Genomic DNA, 15,790 nt, shown 5'->3' on the forward strand with positions numbered 1-15,790 from the left:
TCAAATCACCCGACGCCCTCATCGCCCTCGCCATGCTCAGCCTCGGCGGCCACAAACCAGTGCTCCCCGGCCGGGATTAACCCACAGAAGCAGCAGGAGAGCCGAGATTTTGCCCGAAACGGCCCCAGAACCTTCGGGAACCGCCTTTTTCCCAGAATCTCCGTCGAATTGGTTCGACGCGGGCGGCAGGGACGGGCCAGGACAGGGACGCGACGGGTCAGTCGCGGCCTGTGAACGCGGGCTTGCGCTTCTGCTGGAAGGCGGCGAAGCCCTCGCGGTAGTCAGCGGTGTCGCAGAGGGCCGCCTGCGCCCGGTTCTCGGCGGCGACGCTCTGCCAGAGGCCGAGCCGGTCGTCCCGGAGGGCGCGCACGAGCTCCTTGCTGGCGAGGAACGCCTGAGTCGCCCCTTGTGCGGCCCGTTGGGCGGCCGTCAATGTGGCATCCGTCACCTCGTCGGCCGGGAATGCCTGGCTGAACAGGCCGGCGGCCACGGCCTCCGCGCCCGACATGAGCCGGCCGGAGTAGATCAGGTCGAGAGTGCGGTGCGCGCCGAGCCGGTCGACGAACAGGGCATGGCCGCCGGAGTCGAGCGTGGCACCGAGGTTCGCGAACGGGGACCCGATCTTCGCGGTGTCGGCGACGTAGACGACATCCGTGGCGATCAGCAAGCCGAGGCCAACCCCGAGGCAGGCCCCGGTCGCGGCGGCGAAGGTGGGCGCCGGGAAGGCGCTCATCCGCTGCAACAACGGCGTGACGAGTCCCCCCAGGAAACCCATCACATCGTCGTCGCGCGGGTCGACGCCCGAGATGTCACGGCCCGCGCAGAATGCGCGGCCCTCGCCGCGCAGCGCGAGGGCGCGCACGCCGGCCGCCTCCGCGGTCTCGTATGCGGCCGCGAGCTCGGCCAGGCCGGCCTCGTCGAGCGCGTTCAGCTTGTCGGGGGCGTTCAGGACGACGTAGGCCACGTCGTCCCGGATAGACAGCTCGATCACGGGAACCGCTTTCTGCGCTTGCGCGCCATACCTGATGGGCGAGTGGCGCTACACGTCGTAGTCGACGACGACCCGGTCGGTCGTTGGGTGCGACTGGCAGGTGAGCACATAGCCGCGGGCCAGTTCGTCCGGTTCGAGGGCGTAGTTCTCGGTCATCGTGACGTCACCGCTGACGAGCTTGGCGCGGCAGGTGCCACACACTCCCCCAGCGCAGGCAAACGGAACGTCCGGCCGCACACGCAGGGCGGCGTTCAGGATGCTCTCCTTCGCGTTGACGGGCGTGGTCACCGTGGCGCTCTCGCCGTCGAGCGTGAACTCGATCTCGAAGGTCTTGTCACCGATTCCGACGACCACCGGCCGCCCAGTGTCGCCGACCGCGTGCGTCGGCTCCCCCGTCGTGAACAGTTCGAACCGGATGTGGCCCGGTTCGACGTCCACGCTCTCCAGCGTGTCGCGGCACAACTGCACCAGTTCGAACGGCCCGCAGAGGAACCACTCGTCGACGGCGTTGGGACGGATGATGCTGGCCAGCATCAGGCGCAGCTTCTCCTCGTCGATCCGGCCGGAGAGCAGGGCGGAGGAGCGAGACTGGCGCGAGAGCACGTGGTGCAGTGCCAGCCGGGCCGGGTACCGGTCTTTCAGGTCGGCAAGCTCGTCGAGGAACATCACGTCGAGCGCGGTGCGGTTTGTGTAGACGAGCGTGAAGCGGGAGGTCTCCGAGCGTTCGAGCACGGTGTGTGCGAGCGACATCAGCGGCGTGATGCCGCTGCCGGCGGCGATGCCGACGATGTGCTTGTCGTCCAGAGTGTCCAGCGCGGTGGTGAACGTGCCCTGCGGGCTCATCACGTCAAGGCGGTCCCCGGCCCGGAGTTCGGTGTTCGCCCAGCTGGAGAAGACCCCGCCGAGGTCGCGCTTGATCGCGACGCTGACCGAGCCGAGCGCGTGCGGACGACAGATCGAGTAGCTGCGGCGCAGCTCCCGGCCGCCGATCGTGGCGCGCAACGCCAGGTGCTGCCCGGGGTCGTAGTCGAACTCCCCCTGCAGCGCCTCGGGAACCAGGAAGGTCACCTCGACGCTGTCCTGGGTGAGCTGACGCACCTCGCCGACGGCGAGGGTGTGGAACCGGGCGCGGCGCTTTGTAGGCTCGGTGGCAGGGTCGAGAACGGCTGAATCGGTACTGCGCAGATTGAGTGCGGCCATGGTTACAACACCTTGAAGTAGTCGAACGGTTCGAGGCAGTCCCGGCACTCGTAGAGTGCTTTGCACGACGTCGAACCGAAGCGGGCGAGTTCCCGCGTATTCAGTGAGGAGCAGCGCGGGCACTTGACCACGAGTTGGAGCCGGACGGTGCCGGTCGGGCGCACGCCGGAGTGGCCGGTCGGGGCAGCGATGCCATAACTGACCAGCTTCGCCTTGCCCTCCTCGCTCATCCAGTCGGTGGTCCAGGCCGGGGCGAGCACGAGTTCGACGGTGACGTTCTGGTAGTGGGCATTGGTGAGGGCCGCCCGGACGTCGTCGCGCATGGCCTCCATCGCGGGGCATCCGCTGTAGGTCGGCGTTAGGATGACGTGGGTTCCGTCGGCCGAAACGGCGACCGACCGAAGCACTCCCAGATCTTCAATCGTGAGCACGGGGACCTCCGGGTCGCAGACCTCGGCGGCGATGTCCCAGGCCTTCTGCGACGCCGCGTCGCCCGGACGCGGACGGGCAAGGGAGGCCACGGTCACCATTTCGCGCCGGGGTGCGCCCGCGCCAGCACCTGCATCTCGGCGAGCAGCGGCCCGAGGTTCTCGGAGTGGTCGCCGCGGCGCCCGCCCCCGGAGGAGATGAAGCCGCGGGGAACCTCGAGCTCGGCTTCGGCGAGCACGGGGAACATGGCGCTCAGGACTGAGGCCTGGAGAGAGGACGGCCGCACGGCGACGCCCTCGAGCCGGTCGATCAGCGGCTCGTCGACGAAGAGCTCCTCCACGAACGGCCATAGGTCGGAGAGACCGGTGATCATGCGCCGGCGGGATTCCTCGGTGCCCTGAGCGAGGCGCAGCACCCACTGGATGGAATGGTCGCGGTGGTAGTCGACCTCCTTGACGGCCTTGGCCGCTATCGCGGCGAGCGTCGCATCCGTCGACTGCATCAGCGCGCTGTAGAGCTCGAACAGGTAGTGCGCCGCGATGAACTGACGGGCGATCGTGTGCGCGAAGTCACCGTTGGGCTGCTCGAACAGGTGCGCCGAGCGCCACTGGGGTTCGTCACGCCAGTACGCCAGGTCGTCCTCGGTTCGGCCGGATTCGGCCCCGGCGTAGTGCAACAGGGAACGGGCGTGCCCGATCAGGTCGAGGGCGATGTTGCCGAGAGCGATGTCCTCTTCCAGCTCCGGGGCGCGGGAGATCCACCAGCCCAGGTTCTGGGCCAGCACGAGCGAGTCGTCGCCGAGCCAAAGCGCGTATTCCGCCACGTCGTGCGAGGCGACGGATGCCGCTTCGACCAGTTCCGCGGAGAGCTGGACCGTGTCGACGTCGACGTGGCCGTGGCCGTCCTGCTCGATGGTGTCGCTCACAGGTGCTTCACCCCTTCGCTCTTCGTGTAGTAGCTCGCGTGGCGGTAGTTCTTGCCGGCGGGCGATTCGAAGAAGGCACCCTTCGCATCCGGATCGCTCGTGGTGATCGCGTCGGCAGGCACGACCCAGATCGAGACGCCCTCATTGCGGCGGGTGTAGAGGTCACGCGCGTTGCGCACCGCGAGGGTGGCGTCGGGGGCGTGCAGGGAACCCACGTGGGTGTGGCTGATTCCGCGGCTGGAGCGCACAAAAACCTCCCAAAGGGGCCAGATCTCCTTCTCGGATGCACCGGGAGCGCTCATTATGCGACCGCCTTCACGCCCTGCTTGGCGGCGTACGCGGCAGCAGCCTCACGCACCCACTGACCCTCGTCGTGCGCGTCGCGGCGGCGCTGGAGGCGCCTGGCGTTCGCCGGTCCGCGGCCCGCGAGCACCTCGTGGAATTCGGTCCAGTCAATTTCGCCCATGTCGTACGCACCCTTTTCTTCGTTCCAGCGCAGGTCCGGGTCCGGCAGCGTCACACCGAGCACCTCGGCCTGCGGCACGAGCATTCCGACGAAGCGCTGGCGCAGGTCGTCGTTGGAGAACCGCTTGATGTTCCAGGCCATCGACTGCGCAGAGTTGGGCGAGTCGTCATCGGGCGGCCCGAACATCTGCAGGGCCGGCCAGTACCAGCGGTTGACCGATTCCTGGGCCATCTCGCGCTGGGCGGGCGTGCCTTTCATCAGCTCGAGCAGGATCTCGAAGCCCTGCCGCTGGTGGAAAGACTCCTCCTTACAGATGCGCACCATGGCGCGCCCGTACGGACCGTAGGACGCGCGGCAGAGCGGCACCTGGTTGCAGATCGCGGCGCCGTCGACGAGCCAGCCGATGGCGCCCATGTCGGCCCAGGTGGGACTCGGGTAGTTGAAGATGGAGGAGTAGCGCGCCTTGCCCGCGATGAGCTGGTCCGTCATCAGGTCGCGGCTGATGCCGAGAGTCTGCGCGGCGGAGTAGAGGTAGAGACCGTGGCCGGCCTCGTCCTGCACCTTGGCCAGTAGGATCGCCTTGCGCTTCAGGCTGGGCGCCCGGGTGATCCAATTGCCCTCCGGCTGCATCCCGATGATCTCGGAGTGCGCGTGCTGGGAAATCTGGCGGATGAGGGTCTTGCGGTAGCCGTCCGGCATCCAATCACGCGGCTCGATTCGCGAATCGGCGGCAATCAGGTCGTTGAACTGCTGCTCCTCGGCAGACACCGTGGCGGCGCTGTCCGGGGCGATAGCGTAGGGAACTGGCGGGATTGTCATCGTTGACTCCTGGGTTTGGCGAACTTTTACCAACCGATCGTTCAGTTAGTATATGGTTTCCCTACGACCCCCACAACCATGCGTTGCGGCCCGCGGAACTCAATGAGGAGAACCACATGACGGAAGTTTTACCGCCCTCCAACGGGGCCATGATGGAGAACGACCGGGCATCGGCCGCACTCGGCATGGTCGTGCACGCCTCAGAGCCCGGCCGCGCGGTCGTCTCCATGCTCCTGCGGGACGACATGATGAACGGCTTCGACGTGACGCACGGCGGGATCGTCTTCGCTCTGGCCGACACGGCGTTCGCGATCGCCTGCAACGACGACCACCACGTCACGCTCGCGTCGGGCGCCGACATCACCTTTCTGAAGCCCACCGCCGCCGGGCAGACCCTCACCGCGACCGCCGTGTTGCGCACCAAGAGCGGTCGCTCCGGACTTTATGACGTGCGCGTTGCCAACGAGCACAACGTACCGGTGGCGGAGTTTCGCGGGCGCAGCCGCACCACCAACTTTCCCGTGCCTGGTTCCGTCGCTCCTCTACTTTAAATCCGCATTCCACCAGGAGGCCTCATGTCAACGATGACCAAGACCCGCTTGCACGCCCCGGCCCAGGATGAACTCGATCCCGAGGAGCGGATGTCCCGTGACGAACTGCAGGCGTTACAGCTGACCCGGCTGCAGAAGACCGTACGGCTCGCCTACCAGAACGTTCCTCTCTATACCCGCAAGTTCAACGAGGCCGGAGTGCACCCGGACGACATCCGCACCCTGGACGATGTGGCCCTGCTGCCCTTCACGACCAAGGACGACCTGCGCGTCTCCTACCCGTTCGGCATGTTCGCGGTGCCGTTGGACCAGGTCGCGCGCATCCACACCTCCTCCGGGACCACCGGGCTGCCGACCGTCGTCGGCTACACGAAGAAGGACCTCAGGATGTGGGCGGGCCTGGTGGCGCGCAGCCTTCGCGCCTCCGGCGTGCGGCCCGGCATGCGCGTGCACAACGCGTACGGTTACGGCCTCTTCACCGGCGGCCTCGGCGCGCACGCGGGCATCGAAGCGCTGGGCGCCACCGCCATCCCGATGTCCGGCGGCCAGACCAACAAGCAGGTCAAGATGATCCAGGACTTCGAACCGGACGTCATCATGGCCACGCCCAGCTACCTGCTGACGATCACGGATGCGATGGTCGCGGCCGGCATGGACCCTCGCTCGTCCAGCCTGAAGGCGGGCGTGCTCGGCGCAGAGCCGTGGACCAATCAGATGCGGCTCGAGCTGGAAGACCGCCTCGACTTCGACGCGCTCGACATCTACGGGCTCAGCGAGGTGATGGGCCCGGGCGTGGGCAACGAGTGCATCGAGACGAAAGACGGACCGCACCTCTGGGAGGACAACTTCCTGCCCGAGGTCATCGACGGCGACAGCGGACTCGTGCTGCCTGACGGCACCCAGGGTGAGCTCGTGTTCACGTCGCTGACCAAGGAAGCTTTCCCGGTCATCCGTTACCGAACCCGCGACCTGACCCGCCTGCTGCCCGGATCGGCGCGCCCCGGCATGCGCCGGATGGAGAAGATCACGGGTCGCAACGACGACATGATCATCCTGCGCGGCGTCAACCTGTTCCCGACCCAGATCGAGGAGATCGTGCTCAGCATCCCGAGCCTCTCCCCGCACTTCGTGATCGAGCTGACCCGGCCGAACCGGATGGACGAACTGACCGTTCGGATCGAACGGCACGAGCACGCCAGCGATGTCGCCTCCGACATCGCCTCAGCGCTGCTGATCCATAAGATCAAGGACCTGATCGGGTCCAGCGTCAACGTGTTGATCGTCGAACCCGGCACGCTCGAGCGCAGCACCGGCAAGCACAAGCGTGTCTACGACCTGCGCTGAGTCTGCCGCACAACCCGCGCAGTCACGGGCCGGTCGTTCCTCCGGAAACCCGGCTCGTGACAGACTTCTCGATTATGTCTGAACCAGCCCTGGCCAAGCGTGGCCGCCCCGGATACGACCAGCCCGCCATTCTCGAGGTGGCGGTCGCCGCCTTCAACGAGTTCGGTTACGACGCCACCTCGATGGGCGTGCTCGCGACCCGCCTCGGCCTGTCGAAATCGGCGATCTACCACCACTTCACCTCGAAGGAGGAGCTGCTGGAACAGGCTCTCGGCGAGGCCCTCGACGGACTCGAAGGGGTGCTGCTCAAGCAGAGCGCCCAGTGCGGCCCGGCCATCGACCGGCTCGCCGCGGTGCTGCGCGGAGCCGTGGAGGTGCTCACCTCCCGGCTGCCCTACGTGACGCTGCTGCTACGGGTGCGCGGAAACACGGATGTCGAGCGCGCCGCGCTCGCCCGCCGCCGCTTATTCGACCGGGCCGTATCCGCCCTCGTGGTGGAGGCCCGCGATGAGGGTTCCCTGCGCGGCGACATCGACCCTCGGATCGTGACCCGGCTGCTGTTCGGCATGGTGAACTCGATCGTGGAGTGGTACCGGCCGGAGGGGCCGGAAGATGCCGGTCAACTCGCCAACGATGTGCTCGCGGTGGCGCTCGACGGGCTGCGGGTGGCGCCGGGCTCGCGGGTCTCGGCGAGCTCGACCACCGAATAGAGGAGACACGTGAACGAGAACTGGAAGATCACGCTCGGCGAACTTGACGAGAAGATGGGCGTGACCATCCTCGAGCAGTCCGCGGAGCGGGTCGTCGCGACGATGCCGGTGGAGGGCAACCGACAGTCCTTCGGGCTGCTGCACGGCGGGGCATCCGTCGCCTTCGCCGAGGCTCTCGGCTCGTGGGCTGCCGTGATCCATGCGGGCCCGGGGCGAAGCGCGGTGGGCCTCGACATCAACGCGACCCACCACCTCGCGGCGCGGTCGGGAATCGTGACCGGGGTGGCGACGGCCATCCGGCTCGGGCGCACGATCGCCTGCCACGAGATCGTGATCAGCGACGACCAGGGCCGTCGGTTGTGCACCGCGCGCATCACGAACCTGATCGTCGACGCGCCCGACCGGCCGCCGTTCGTGCCCCGGGCGCAAGACGGCGCGACACCGGTGGACTAATCTCACTTACATGAACGCATCGGACCCTGACCAGGAGCCCCGGCCCACCCCCGGGAGCGACGCCCGCTGGACGTTCCTGACCAACCACGCACACGTTCTCGTCACGATCGCGCGGGATCCGCAGTGCCGGATGCGCGAAGTGGCCTCCCGGGTGGGCGTCACCGAGCGCGGGGCCCAGAAGATCATCGCCGATCTCGTGGCGAGCGGTTACATCACGAGAACCCGGGTCGGGCGGCGCAACAGCTACCAGATCGCCCCCGGGAGACTGTTCCGGCATCCGGTGTCCGAAGGACACGAACTCGACGAGCTGCTCGCCGTGCTCGTGCCGGTCTCACCCCCCAAGTTGGACACCTGAACGGCAGTTCGCTAATCTGGGAGTGTTCTGATCGTTCTTCCTCATTCATCCCCCAGTTTGGAGAGTCCGCCGTGAGCACCGAAGGCACCACCCCTGCAGGCACACCGGAAACCGCCGAGGCGTCCACGCCGGCGCCGTCGCCGGCCGGCAGCATCGTCGTCGGCCACGACGGCTCGGCCTTCGCAGACCACGCGCTCAGCACGGCGCTCGGGCTCGCCGATCAGTTGCACGCCCCGGTCGTGATCGTGCGCGCCTGGTCAATCGACACCGCCCCCAGGCCCGCGAACTGGGAGTTCGGCTACGTGTCGACGTTCGCCGAATACTCGGAGGCGGTTCGGGCCGCACTGATCGAGGACACCGCTGCGCTGGTGCATGCCTTCCCGAACGTGACCGTCGACTACCGGGCCGTGCATGCGGGGCCTGCCCGCAGCCTGATCGAGGTGTCGCGTGAGGCGCGGATGCTCGTGGTCGGTTCCCGCGGGCGCGGCAACCTGGCCGGACTGTTGTTGGGCTCGGTCAGCGACCAGTGCACCCGGCTCTCGGTCTGCCCAGTGCTGGTGACGCGCAAACGGCCGAATCGCTGACCCAGACGGATGTCCACCACCTCTCCCGCAGCGGCGGCCACCGAGCACGCCGCCTGGCACACCCTCTCGGCCGCTGAAACCACGGCGGCCCAGGACGTCGACGTCCGCGCCGGGCTCGCCGCATCCGAGGTCGACGACCGCCGTCGGCGATACGGACCGAACTTGCTGCGTAAGCCGAAACGCGTGCCGACCTGGCGCAAGATCGTGCGCCTTCTCGGCGAGAAGATGACGATCGTGCTCCTGGTGGCCGCGGTCGTCAGCGCCGTCGTCTCGCAAGAACTCGAGACACCGATCGTAATCCTGGTCGTGATCATCCTCAACACGGTTCTGAATTATGTGCAGGAGCGGAGGGCCGAGAGCAGCCTCCAGGCGCTGCAGCAGCTGTCGGAAGGCAAGGCCGTCGCTCGGCGGGACGGAACCGAACTCGAGGTGCAATTCTCCGATCTTGTGCCGGGCGACATCGTGCTCCTCGATGCCGGGGACTCCGTTCCGGCGGACGGTCGCATCATCGAGAATGCCGGCTTGCAGGTGGCCGAGGCGACCCTGACCGGGGAATCCGAGCCGGTCGGGAAGACGATTCCCGCTCTGGACGATGCGGAACTGCCGCTCACAGACCGCACCAACATGCTTTTCATGAACACCCTGGTCACTCGCGGCCGCGCCACCATGGTGGTCACCGACACCGGCATGGGCACGGCCGTCGGCGGCATCGCGGTGCTGTTGAACGAGGTGAAGAACGACCAAACACCGTTGCAGCGGAGGATCGACCAGCTGGCCCAGCTGCTCACCGTTGCGGCGCTGGTCGTGGTGGCGATCGTCTTCGTGCTGGGCCTCCTGCGCGGGGACTCCTGGACCGAGCTGCTGATCACCGCCGTCTCGCTGGCCGTGGCGACCATTCCTGAGGGTCTCACCGCGGTCGTCGCGTTCACCCTGGCGATGGGCGCCTCCCGGCTGGCCGCCCGAGGCGCCATCATCAAGCAGCTCTCGGCGGTGGAAACCCTCGGCAGCGTCAGCCATATCGCCACCGATAAGACCGGCACGCTGACCATGAACGAGATGACGGCCCGCCGACTGCACACCCATGGCCGCGATTTCCGCATCACCGGCGAGGGCTACTCCACCGACGGCCGGATCCTCACCGGTGATGACCGGCCCCTGCCTGACCTCACCGAGGCGTTCCTAACCATGGCCCTGTGCAATGACGCCGTACTGAACGACGGCGTGCTGGTCGGCGACCCCACCGAAGGAGCCCTGGCCGTTCTCGCCGAGAAGGGCGGCATCGACGTCGCAGCTGCGAGGCGGACCCACCCCCGGGTAGCCGAAGTGCCCTTCGACTCCGACTACAAATTCATGGCCACATTCCACCGGCCGGCAGAGCCGACGACCGGACTGCCGCGACCGCCCGGACACCGCTGCTTCGCCAAGGGCGCACCGGGCGCACTGCTGCCCCTGACCGACTCGGTGCTCACCGACGACGGCATCCGCCCTCTCGATGCCACCATGCAGCAACGAATCCACGACACCATCCAGGAACTGGCCGGTGAGGGCCTGCGCACGATCATGGTCGCCGGACGCACCCTCGACGCCGGCACCGTTCCGGGCGACGACTCGGGTCGCTCCCTGGTCACCGGTCTGACCCTCTACGCCATCGTCGGAATTGTCGATCCACCCAGGGTTGAGGCGGCCAAGGCCATCGCGGTGGCGCTCGGCGCCGGCATCCGCGTGCACATGATCACGGGCGACCATCTCGTGACGGCCTCGGCCATCGCCCGCAACCTGGGCCTGCCCGGAGAGGCTGCTGCCGGTCCTACGCTGGACGACCTCGACGATCACGCGCTCGCCGCCCGGGCCGCTGACTACGGGGTACTCGCCCGGGTCACCCCGGCCCACAAGATCCGGGTGGTCAGGGCGTTGCAGGCCGGCGGCAATGTCGTTGCAATGACCGGTGACGGCGTCAACGACGCGCCGGCCCTGAAGCAGGCCGACATCGGCATCGCCATGGGTATCACCGGCACGGATGTCTCCAAAGGCGCCGCAAACATGATCCTCACCGACGACAACTTCTCCACGATCGTCGCCGCGGTGCAGGAGGGACGCGGCATCTACGCCAACATCCTGAAGTTCGTCAGGTTCCAGCTGACCACGGCGTGGGGATTCGTGCTCATCTTCCTGATCGCGGGCGTCACCGGGTGGGCCGCGGGCGCGCCGTTCACGGCGCTTCAGATCCTCTGGGTCAACATCATCATGGACGGCCCACCCGCACTGGCGCTCGGCTTGGATCCGGCCGAACCCGGAACGATGAGCTGGCCTCCGCGCCCGTCCGACGAACCTCTGCTCACTCGGGACAGGATGCTGCGTATTCTCGGGCTTGGCCTCGTCATGGCCGCGGGAACCCTGACCGTGTTGACCCAGGCGTCCGCCCTGTTCCCGGACAGTGCGGGCAACGCGGCCTTCGCCACCACCCTCGCGTTCACGACCTTCGTCTTCTACCAGGTGTTCAACCTGCTCAACGTGCGCTCGGACACCCACTCCGTCTTCTCACTCCAGACGTTCACCAACCGCAGCATCTGGCTGGCACTCACCGCCGTGATCATCCTGCAGGTCCTCGTGGTGCAGATGGACGTGCTCCAGGGACTCTTCGACACGACCTCCCTCACGTCGGGCCAATGGGGTCTGTGCGTGCTGGTCGGGTCGTCGGTGCTCTGGATCGAGGAGGTCCGAAAAGCCATCGTGCGGGCAGCCGGGCATCGCGCAGCTCGCCGCTGAGACCTGCCCGACCCGCAACGCGAGAAGGGGCATCCACCGTGACGGCGGATGCCCCTTCTCGCGTTATTTCAGGAGGTGCTGGAGTTGCTGCCGACTACATTCCGGCGAGGTCGCGCACCGACGTGTCGCCGGGGGCCGCGTTCGTGAAGGAGGCCTCGATCTCGGCGCGGCCCAGCAGCTCATCCATGCGGCGGCGACGCTGCTTCGGGATGAGCGTGACGACGGTACCGGACTTGCCGGCGCGCCCGGTACGACCGGAGCGGTGCAGGTAGGTCTTGTACTCGTCGGGAGCGTCGGCCTGGATGACCAGGTCGATGTCGTCCACGTGGATGCCGCGAGCCGCGACATCCGTTGCCACCAGCACGTTGACGCGACCGCTGGTCAGCATCTGCAGGTTGCGGGTGCGGCGAGCCTGGTTCAGGTCGCCGTGCAGGCTCGTGGCCTTCACGCCGGCGTCTTCGAGCTGCTCGGCGAGCTGTTCGGCGTAGGCACGGGTGCGCGAGAAGATCAGCGTCTTGCCCTGGCGGTCGACGAGCTGGCCGATGATGGCGCTCTTGTCGCGGTGTTCGATGACGAGCACACGGTGGTCAATGGTGGAGGAGGCCTGATCTTCGCCGGCAACCTCGTGCACGGCCGGGTTGACCAGGAATTCCTTGACCAGCGAGGCGACGCCCTTGTCGAGGGTGGCCGAGAAGAGCAGCTTCTGGCCGCCCTTCTTGGTCTGACGCAGGATGCGCTGAACCGGCTCGAGAAAGCCCAGGTCGCACATGTAGTCGGCCTCGTCAAGGACGGTGACGACGACCTCGCTGAGGTCGAGGCGACCCTGCTCGATGAGGTCTTCGATGCGACCGGCGGTGCCGATGATGATGTCCACGCCGCGCTGGAGGGCGCTGACCTGGCGGTACTGCGGAACGCCGCCGTAGATCTGGGTGGTGAAGAGGCCGACGCTGCGGGCGATGGGCTGGATGGTGCGGTCGATCTGCAGGGCCAGCTCACGGGTCGGGGCCAGAATGAGCGCGCGGGGCTTGCGGGCCATCTTGCGGTCCTTGGCGCCGTTGTTCTCCAGCAGCTTCTCCACGAGGGGAGCGCCGAAGGCAATGGTCTTGCCGGAACCGGTCTTGCCACGGCCGAGCACGTCGCGCCCGGCGAGTACGTCCGGGATGGTCGCGGCCTGGATCGGGAACGGCGCTGCGGCACCGAGGGTGGCGAGCTCGCGCACGATGTTCTCACCGAGGCCCAGGTCGCCGAAGGTCACGCCGACGACTTCGGCAGCCGTCGTCGCGATGGCTTCGAGGCGCTCAAGCACGACGTCGTCACCAGCGGCGAAGTGCGCCTTGGTGTCGCGGTCGGGGTAGAAGTTGCTGGAGTGGCCGCCATCGGACGCCGAGCGGGCCGGACGCGCCGGACGGTCGGAGTTCGAACGCTCGGAACGGTCGTAGCCGCCACGCTCGGTGCGGGCCGGACGGTCGCCGTAGGACGAACGGTCGTTGTTGTTGTACGCCGGACGATCCGTACGCGGGGCACGGTCGCCGTAGGAGGGTCGGTCGTTGCCGTAGGACGGACGGTCCGTGCGCGAACGGTCGTTGTTGTACGCCGGACGATCCGTGCGCGGGGCTCGGTCGCCGTAAGAGGGTCGGTCGTTGCCGTAGGACGGACGGTCCGTGCGCGGACGGTCGTTGTTGTACGCCGGACGATCCGTACGCGGGGCACGGTCGCCGTAAGACGGACGGTCGTTGGTATACGCCGGACGATCCGTACGCGGGGCGCGATCGCCGTAGGACGGACGGTCAGTGCGCGGACGGTCGTTGTTGTACGCCGGACGATCCGTACGCGGGGCACGGTCGCCGTAGGACGGACGGTCAGTGTTGTACGCGGGACGGTCGCTGCGGGGACGGTCGCTGTTGTACGAGGGGCGGTCTCCGCGCGGGGCGCCACCAGAAGAGGGACGGTCGCTGCGGTTCGGGCGGTCGCCGTAGGCGGGGCGCTCGGAGCGCTGGCCGTAGGCCGGGCGGTCGTTGCCGGCAGGGCGGCCGTTACCGTAGGCCGACCGGTCATTGCCTGCGGGGCGGCCGGCGGCACGGTCGGCCCGCTCGCCGGCGTTCCACCGGGCTTTCTTGGGTGCACCCTCGGCGGCGTTGTGGCCGCGGTGTCCGGGGCTCTTGCTGCCGCCCTTGGACGGTCCACCCTTGGCGGAGTACTTGGGATCGAAGTTCTTAGGCATGAAGAATGTTCCTGGGTTGTATTGGGTACATGGCAGAACAACGCCGCACACGCGACGCAACCTGAGAACCCGGGCAGTCTATGGCCGGGGCCGTTCACATACAGTGATTTTTCACCAGCGGATTACTGGAAAACCGGCCCATCCTGACTTACAAACCCATCCGCGCACACAAAAAAACACACGGTGTCAAGAGCCGACCTGTCTACGTTACCTGATCGATGCCGCAATGTCACGGATCACCTTCACCGCTTACTCTGTTCACATGCTGACGACCATCAACATTGAGTCCCCGCGGCAGCCGGAGATCGCCGAGTTGCTGCGACTGAGCGGCGATTACGCCCACTCACTGTACCCACCGGAGAGCAACTTTCTGCTCGACGTCGACGAGCTCGAGCAGCCGGGTGTCGCCGTGTACGTCGTGCGGGATGCGACGGCCCGCGCCCTGGGGATCGCCGCGCTGGTGGGTGGGGCCGGTACGACCAGCGCGGCGGAGCTGAAGCGCATGTTCGTGCACCCCGACGCCCGGGGCCGCGGCGTGGCCGCCCGCCTGCTGGCGGGGATCGAGACGGATGCCGCGGCCCGCGGCATCCGAGAAATCGTGCTGGAGACCGGACCGGAGAGCTATGCCGCGCTCTCCTTCTATCGGAGCGTCGGCTACCGGGAGGTTCCCCTATTCGGTCAGTACGTGGGCGAAGCCTTCAGCGTCTGCTTTGCCAAGACGATCCCGGGAACCCTGCCATGACCCGGGATCGGGCAGCCGCCGGCACTTTGGCGCAGGTGAGTGTGCATCGCGCACGGAGGACGGTGTCCTGGCTGGGAGTGGCCGCGACCAGCCCGAGAATCGTGCAGGCGGTCAAGGCCGCCATCGCCGTCGCCATCGCCTGGTCGATCGCGCCGTTGCTGCCTGGTGTGGCGGATGACTACCCCTACTACGCCCCGCTGGGCGCGCTAGTGAGCATGTACCCGACGCTGATGAGTTCGGTGCGGAACGCCCTGCAGACCCTGGGCGGCCTCACCGTCGGAATCCTGCTCGCGGGGGCGGTCATCGTTCTGAGCGAGCCGAACGTTCTCACCATCTCGCTCGCGGTCGGCGTCGGCGCCGCGATCTCGGCCACCGGCTGGTTCGGCTCCAGCCGGGAGTACATTCCGGTGACGGCGCTGTTCGTGCTGATCGTCGGCGGGCCGAATGCCGACGGTTATTCCATCGGGTATCTGGTGCAGATGACGCTGGGAATCGCGATCGGCCTCGCCGTGAACCTCCTCTTCTTTCCGCCGTTGGCCTTCGAAGCCGTCGGCCAGCAGCTGATCCGCTTTCGCCGCACCCTGGCCGACCAGCTCTCGGAGGTGGCCGACGCCCTGGCCGACAGCTGGCCGCCTGAACGGGACGGTTGGGCCTTCCGCAGTCAGGAGCTCGTGGCGGTCGGCCGCGCGGTGCGCGTGGCGGTCAGTCACGCCGATGACAGCCGCAAGGGCAACCCGCGCGCCCGCGTGCATCAGCGGGATCTTCGCTCGGACTACGACGAGCTGTCGGCCCTTGAGGACGTGACCTTCCACGTGCGCGACTTGACGGAGGTGCTAGCCGCGGCGGTCTGGGGTCAGCCGGTCCAGCTCGAGTTGCACCCCGAGTTGCGGCCGGCGCTCGGCCGGACCTTACACGCCGCGGCCGCCGTGCTGCGGGACTGGGACACGGATGATGACGAGCAGGCGGCATTCGCCGAGGCGGGTGCCGCTCTGACGGACCTGATGACCGAGCTGGACGAGCGGCGAAACTCTGCCCCGGTGATGTCGCTGGGGGTCGCGGCGACGGTCGCGATGGACGTCACCCGCATTCTCACCGCCCTTCGGCCGCATATCCTGCCGGAGGCCGACGAGGGCGACCAGGCCGACGAGGCCAACGCCGCCCCGGGCCCGACGCCGACGCGCTAATCCAGGCGAGGACGCCCCGCCCCGTTCCCGGACGGGATTCGGTGCGGCGC

Annotated in this window: 16 protein-coding genes; 9 read left to right on the forward strand and 7 right to left on the reverse strand. The window is 67.7% G+C overall.

The features are described 5' to 3' along the window. Positions 1-217: 217 nt before the first annotated feature. From E3O47_RS04970 to paaA, 6 genes are read right to left on the reverse strand one after another with little or no spacing between them, the layout of a single operon-like run. Positions 218-991, reverse strand: a complete 774-nt coding sequence (locus E3O47_RS04970) for an enoyl-CoA hydratase/isomerase family protein (protein WP_104102554.1) — start codon at positions 989-991, stop codon at positions 218-220. Positions 992-1,039: 48 nt separating this feature from the next. Then, positions 1,040-2,191: a 1,2-phenylacetyl-CoA epoxidase subunit PaaE gene (gene paaE / locus E3O47_RS04975; protein WP_134341838.1), complete on the reverse strand. Its 1,152-nt coding sequence runs from the start codon at positions 2,189-2,191 to the stop codon at positions 1,040-1,042. Positions 2,192-2,193: 2 nt separating this feature from the next. Further along, the gene (gene paaD, locus E3O47_RS04980; protein WP_241986095.1) at positions 2,194-2,712 is read right to left on the reverse strand and encodes a 1,2-phenylacetyl-CoA epoxidase subunit PaaD; all 519 of its coding nucleotides are present in this window, start codon (positions 2,710-2,712) and stop codon (positions 2,194-2,196) included. A gap of 2 nt (positions 2,713-2,714) precedes the next feature. Further along, on the reverse strand, positions 2,715-3,545 hold the full coding sequence (paaC, locus tag E3O47_RS04985) for a 1,2-phenylacetyl-CoA epoxidase subunit PaaC (RefSeq protein ID WP_104102561.1): 831 nt from the start codon (positions 3,543-3,545) through the stop codon (positions 2,715-2,717). Then, positions 3,542-3,847: a 1,2-phenylacetyl-CoA epoxidase subunit PaaB gene (gene paaB, locus E3O47_RS04990; protein WP_104102564.1), complete on the reverse strand. Its 306-nt coding sequence runs from the start codon at positions 3,845-3,847 to the stop codon at positions 3,542-3,544. Before paaB ends, paaC begins: the two co-directional genes overlap by 4 nt. Continuing rightward, complete coding sequence (paaA, locus tag E3O47_RS04995) at positions 3,847-4,830, reverse strand: 1,2-phenylacetyl-CoA epoxidase subunit PaaA (RefSeq protein ID WP_104102566.1); 984 nt, start codon at positions 4,828-4,830, stop codon at positions 3,847-3,849. Before paaA ends, paaB begins: the two co-directional genes overlap by 1 nt. Before the next feature lie 116 nt (positions 4,831-4,946). Here paaA and paaI point away from each other — a divergent pair, with 116 nt between their 5' ends. The 7 genes from paaI to E3O47_RS05030 all read left to right on the forward strand — a co-directional run bounded on the left by paaI (position 4,947) and on the right by E3O47_RS05030 (position 11,593). Continuing rightward, a complete protein-coding gene (gene paaI / locus E3O47_RS05000; RefSeq protein ID WP_104102568.1) occupies positions 4,947-5,381 on the forward strand; it encodes a hydroxyphenylacetyl-CoA thioesterase PaaI in 435 nt (144 codons plus the stop codon). A gap of 24 nt (positions 5,382-5,405) precedes the next feature. Then, positions 5,406-6,725, forward strand: a complete 1,320-nt coding sequence (gene paaK / locus E3O47_RS05005) for a phenylacetate--CoA ligase PaaK (RefSeq protein ID WP_233191500.1) — start codon at positions 5,406-5,408, stop codon at positions 6,723-6,725. A gap of 74 nt (positions 6,726-6,799) precedes the next feature. Beyond that, positions 6,800-7,435 (forward strand): TetR/AcrR family transcriptional regulator, encoded by a 636-nt coding sequence (locus E3O47_RS05010; protein WP_104102571.1) that lies wholly within the window; start codon positions 6,800-6,802, stop codon positions 7,433-7,435. A 54-nt stretch (positions 7,436-7,489) separates the two neighbouring features. After that, positions 7,490-7,888 (forward strand): hotdog fold thioesterase, encoded by a 399-nt coding sequence (locus E3O47_RS05015; RefSeq protein WP_104102727.1) that lies wholly within the window; start codon positions 7,490-7,492, stop codon positions 7,886-7,888. Positions 7,889-7,898: 10 nt separating this feature from the next. Beyond that, complete coding sequence (locus tag E3O47_RS05020) at positions 7,899-8,243, forward strand: helix-turn-helix domain-containing protein (protein WP_134341836.1); 345 nt, start codon at positions 7,899-7,901, stop codon at positions 8,241-8,243. 71 nt (positions 8,244-8,314) lie between these two features. Beyond that, positions 8,315-8,827, forward strand: coding sequence for a universal stress protein (locus E3O47_RS05025; RefSeq protein WP_233191501.1), 513 nt, complete (start codon positions 8,315-8,317; stop codon positions 8,825-8,827). A 9-nt stretch (positions 8,828-8,836) separates the two neighbouring features. Next, positions 8,837-11,593 (forward strand): HAD-IC family P-type ATPase, encoded by a 2,757-nt coding sequence (locus E3O47_RS05030; RefSeq protein ID WP_134419698.1) that lies wholly within the window; start codon positions 8,837-8,839, stop codon positions 11,591-11,593. Between the two features lie 94 nt (positions 11,594-11,687). Here the strand turns inward: E3O47_RS05030 and E3O47_RS05035 are convergent, their stop codons facing one another. Then, a complete protein-coding gene (locus E3O47_RS05035; protein ID WP_134419700.1) occupies positions 11,688-13,814 on the reverse strand; it encodes a DEAD/DEAH box helicase in 2,127 nt (708 codons plus the stop codon). A 262-nt stretch (positions 13,815-14,076) separates the two neighbouring features. On the opposite strand from E3O47_RS05035, the gene E3O47_RS05040 reads away from it, so the two are divergent. Beyond that, entirely contained in the window at positions 14,077-14,556 is a 480-nt protein-coding gene (locus E3O47_RS05040; RefSeq protein WP_134419702.1) for a GNAT family N-acetyltransferase, read from the forward strand. A gap of 62 nt (positions 14,557-14,618) precedes the next feature. After that, positions 14,619-15,740 (forward strand): FUSC family protein, encoded by a 1,122-nt coding sequence (locus E3O47_RS05045; protein WP_134419704.1) that lies wholly within the window; start codon positions 14,619-14,621, stop codon positions 15,738-15,740. Positions 15,741-15,790: the final 50 nt, after the last annotated feature.

It is taken from the genome of Cryobacterium sp. TMT2-17-1 (assembly GCF_004402765.1).
GTDB lineage: Bacteria > Actinomycetota > Actinomycetes > Actinomycetales > Microbacteriaceae > Cryobacterium > Cryobacterium sandaracinum.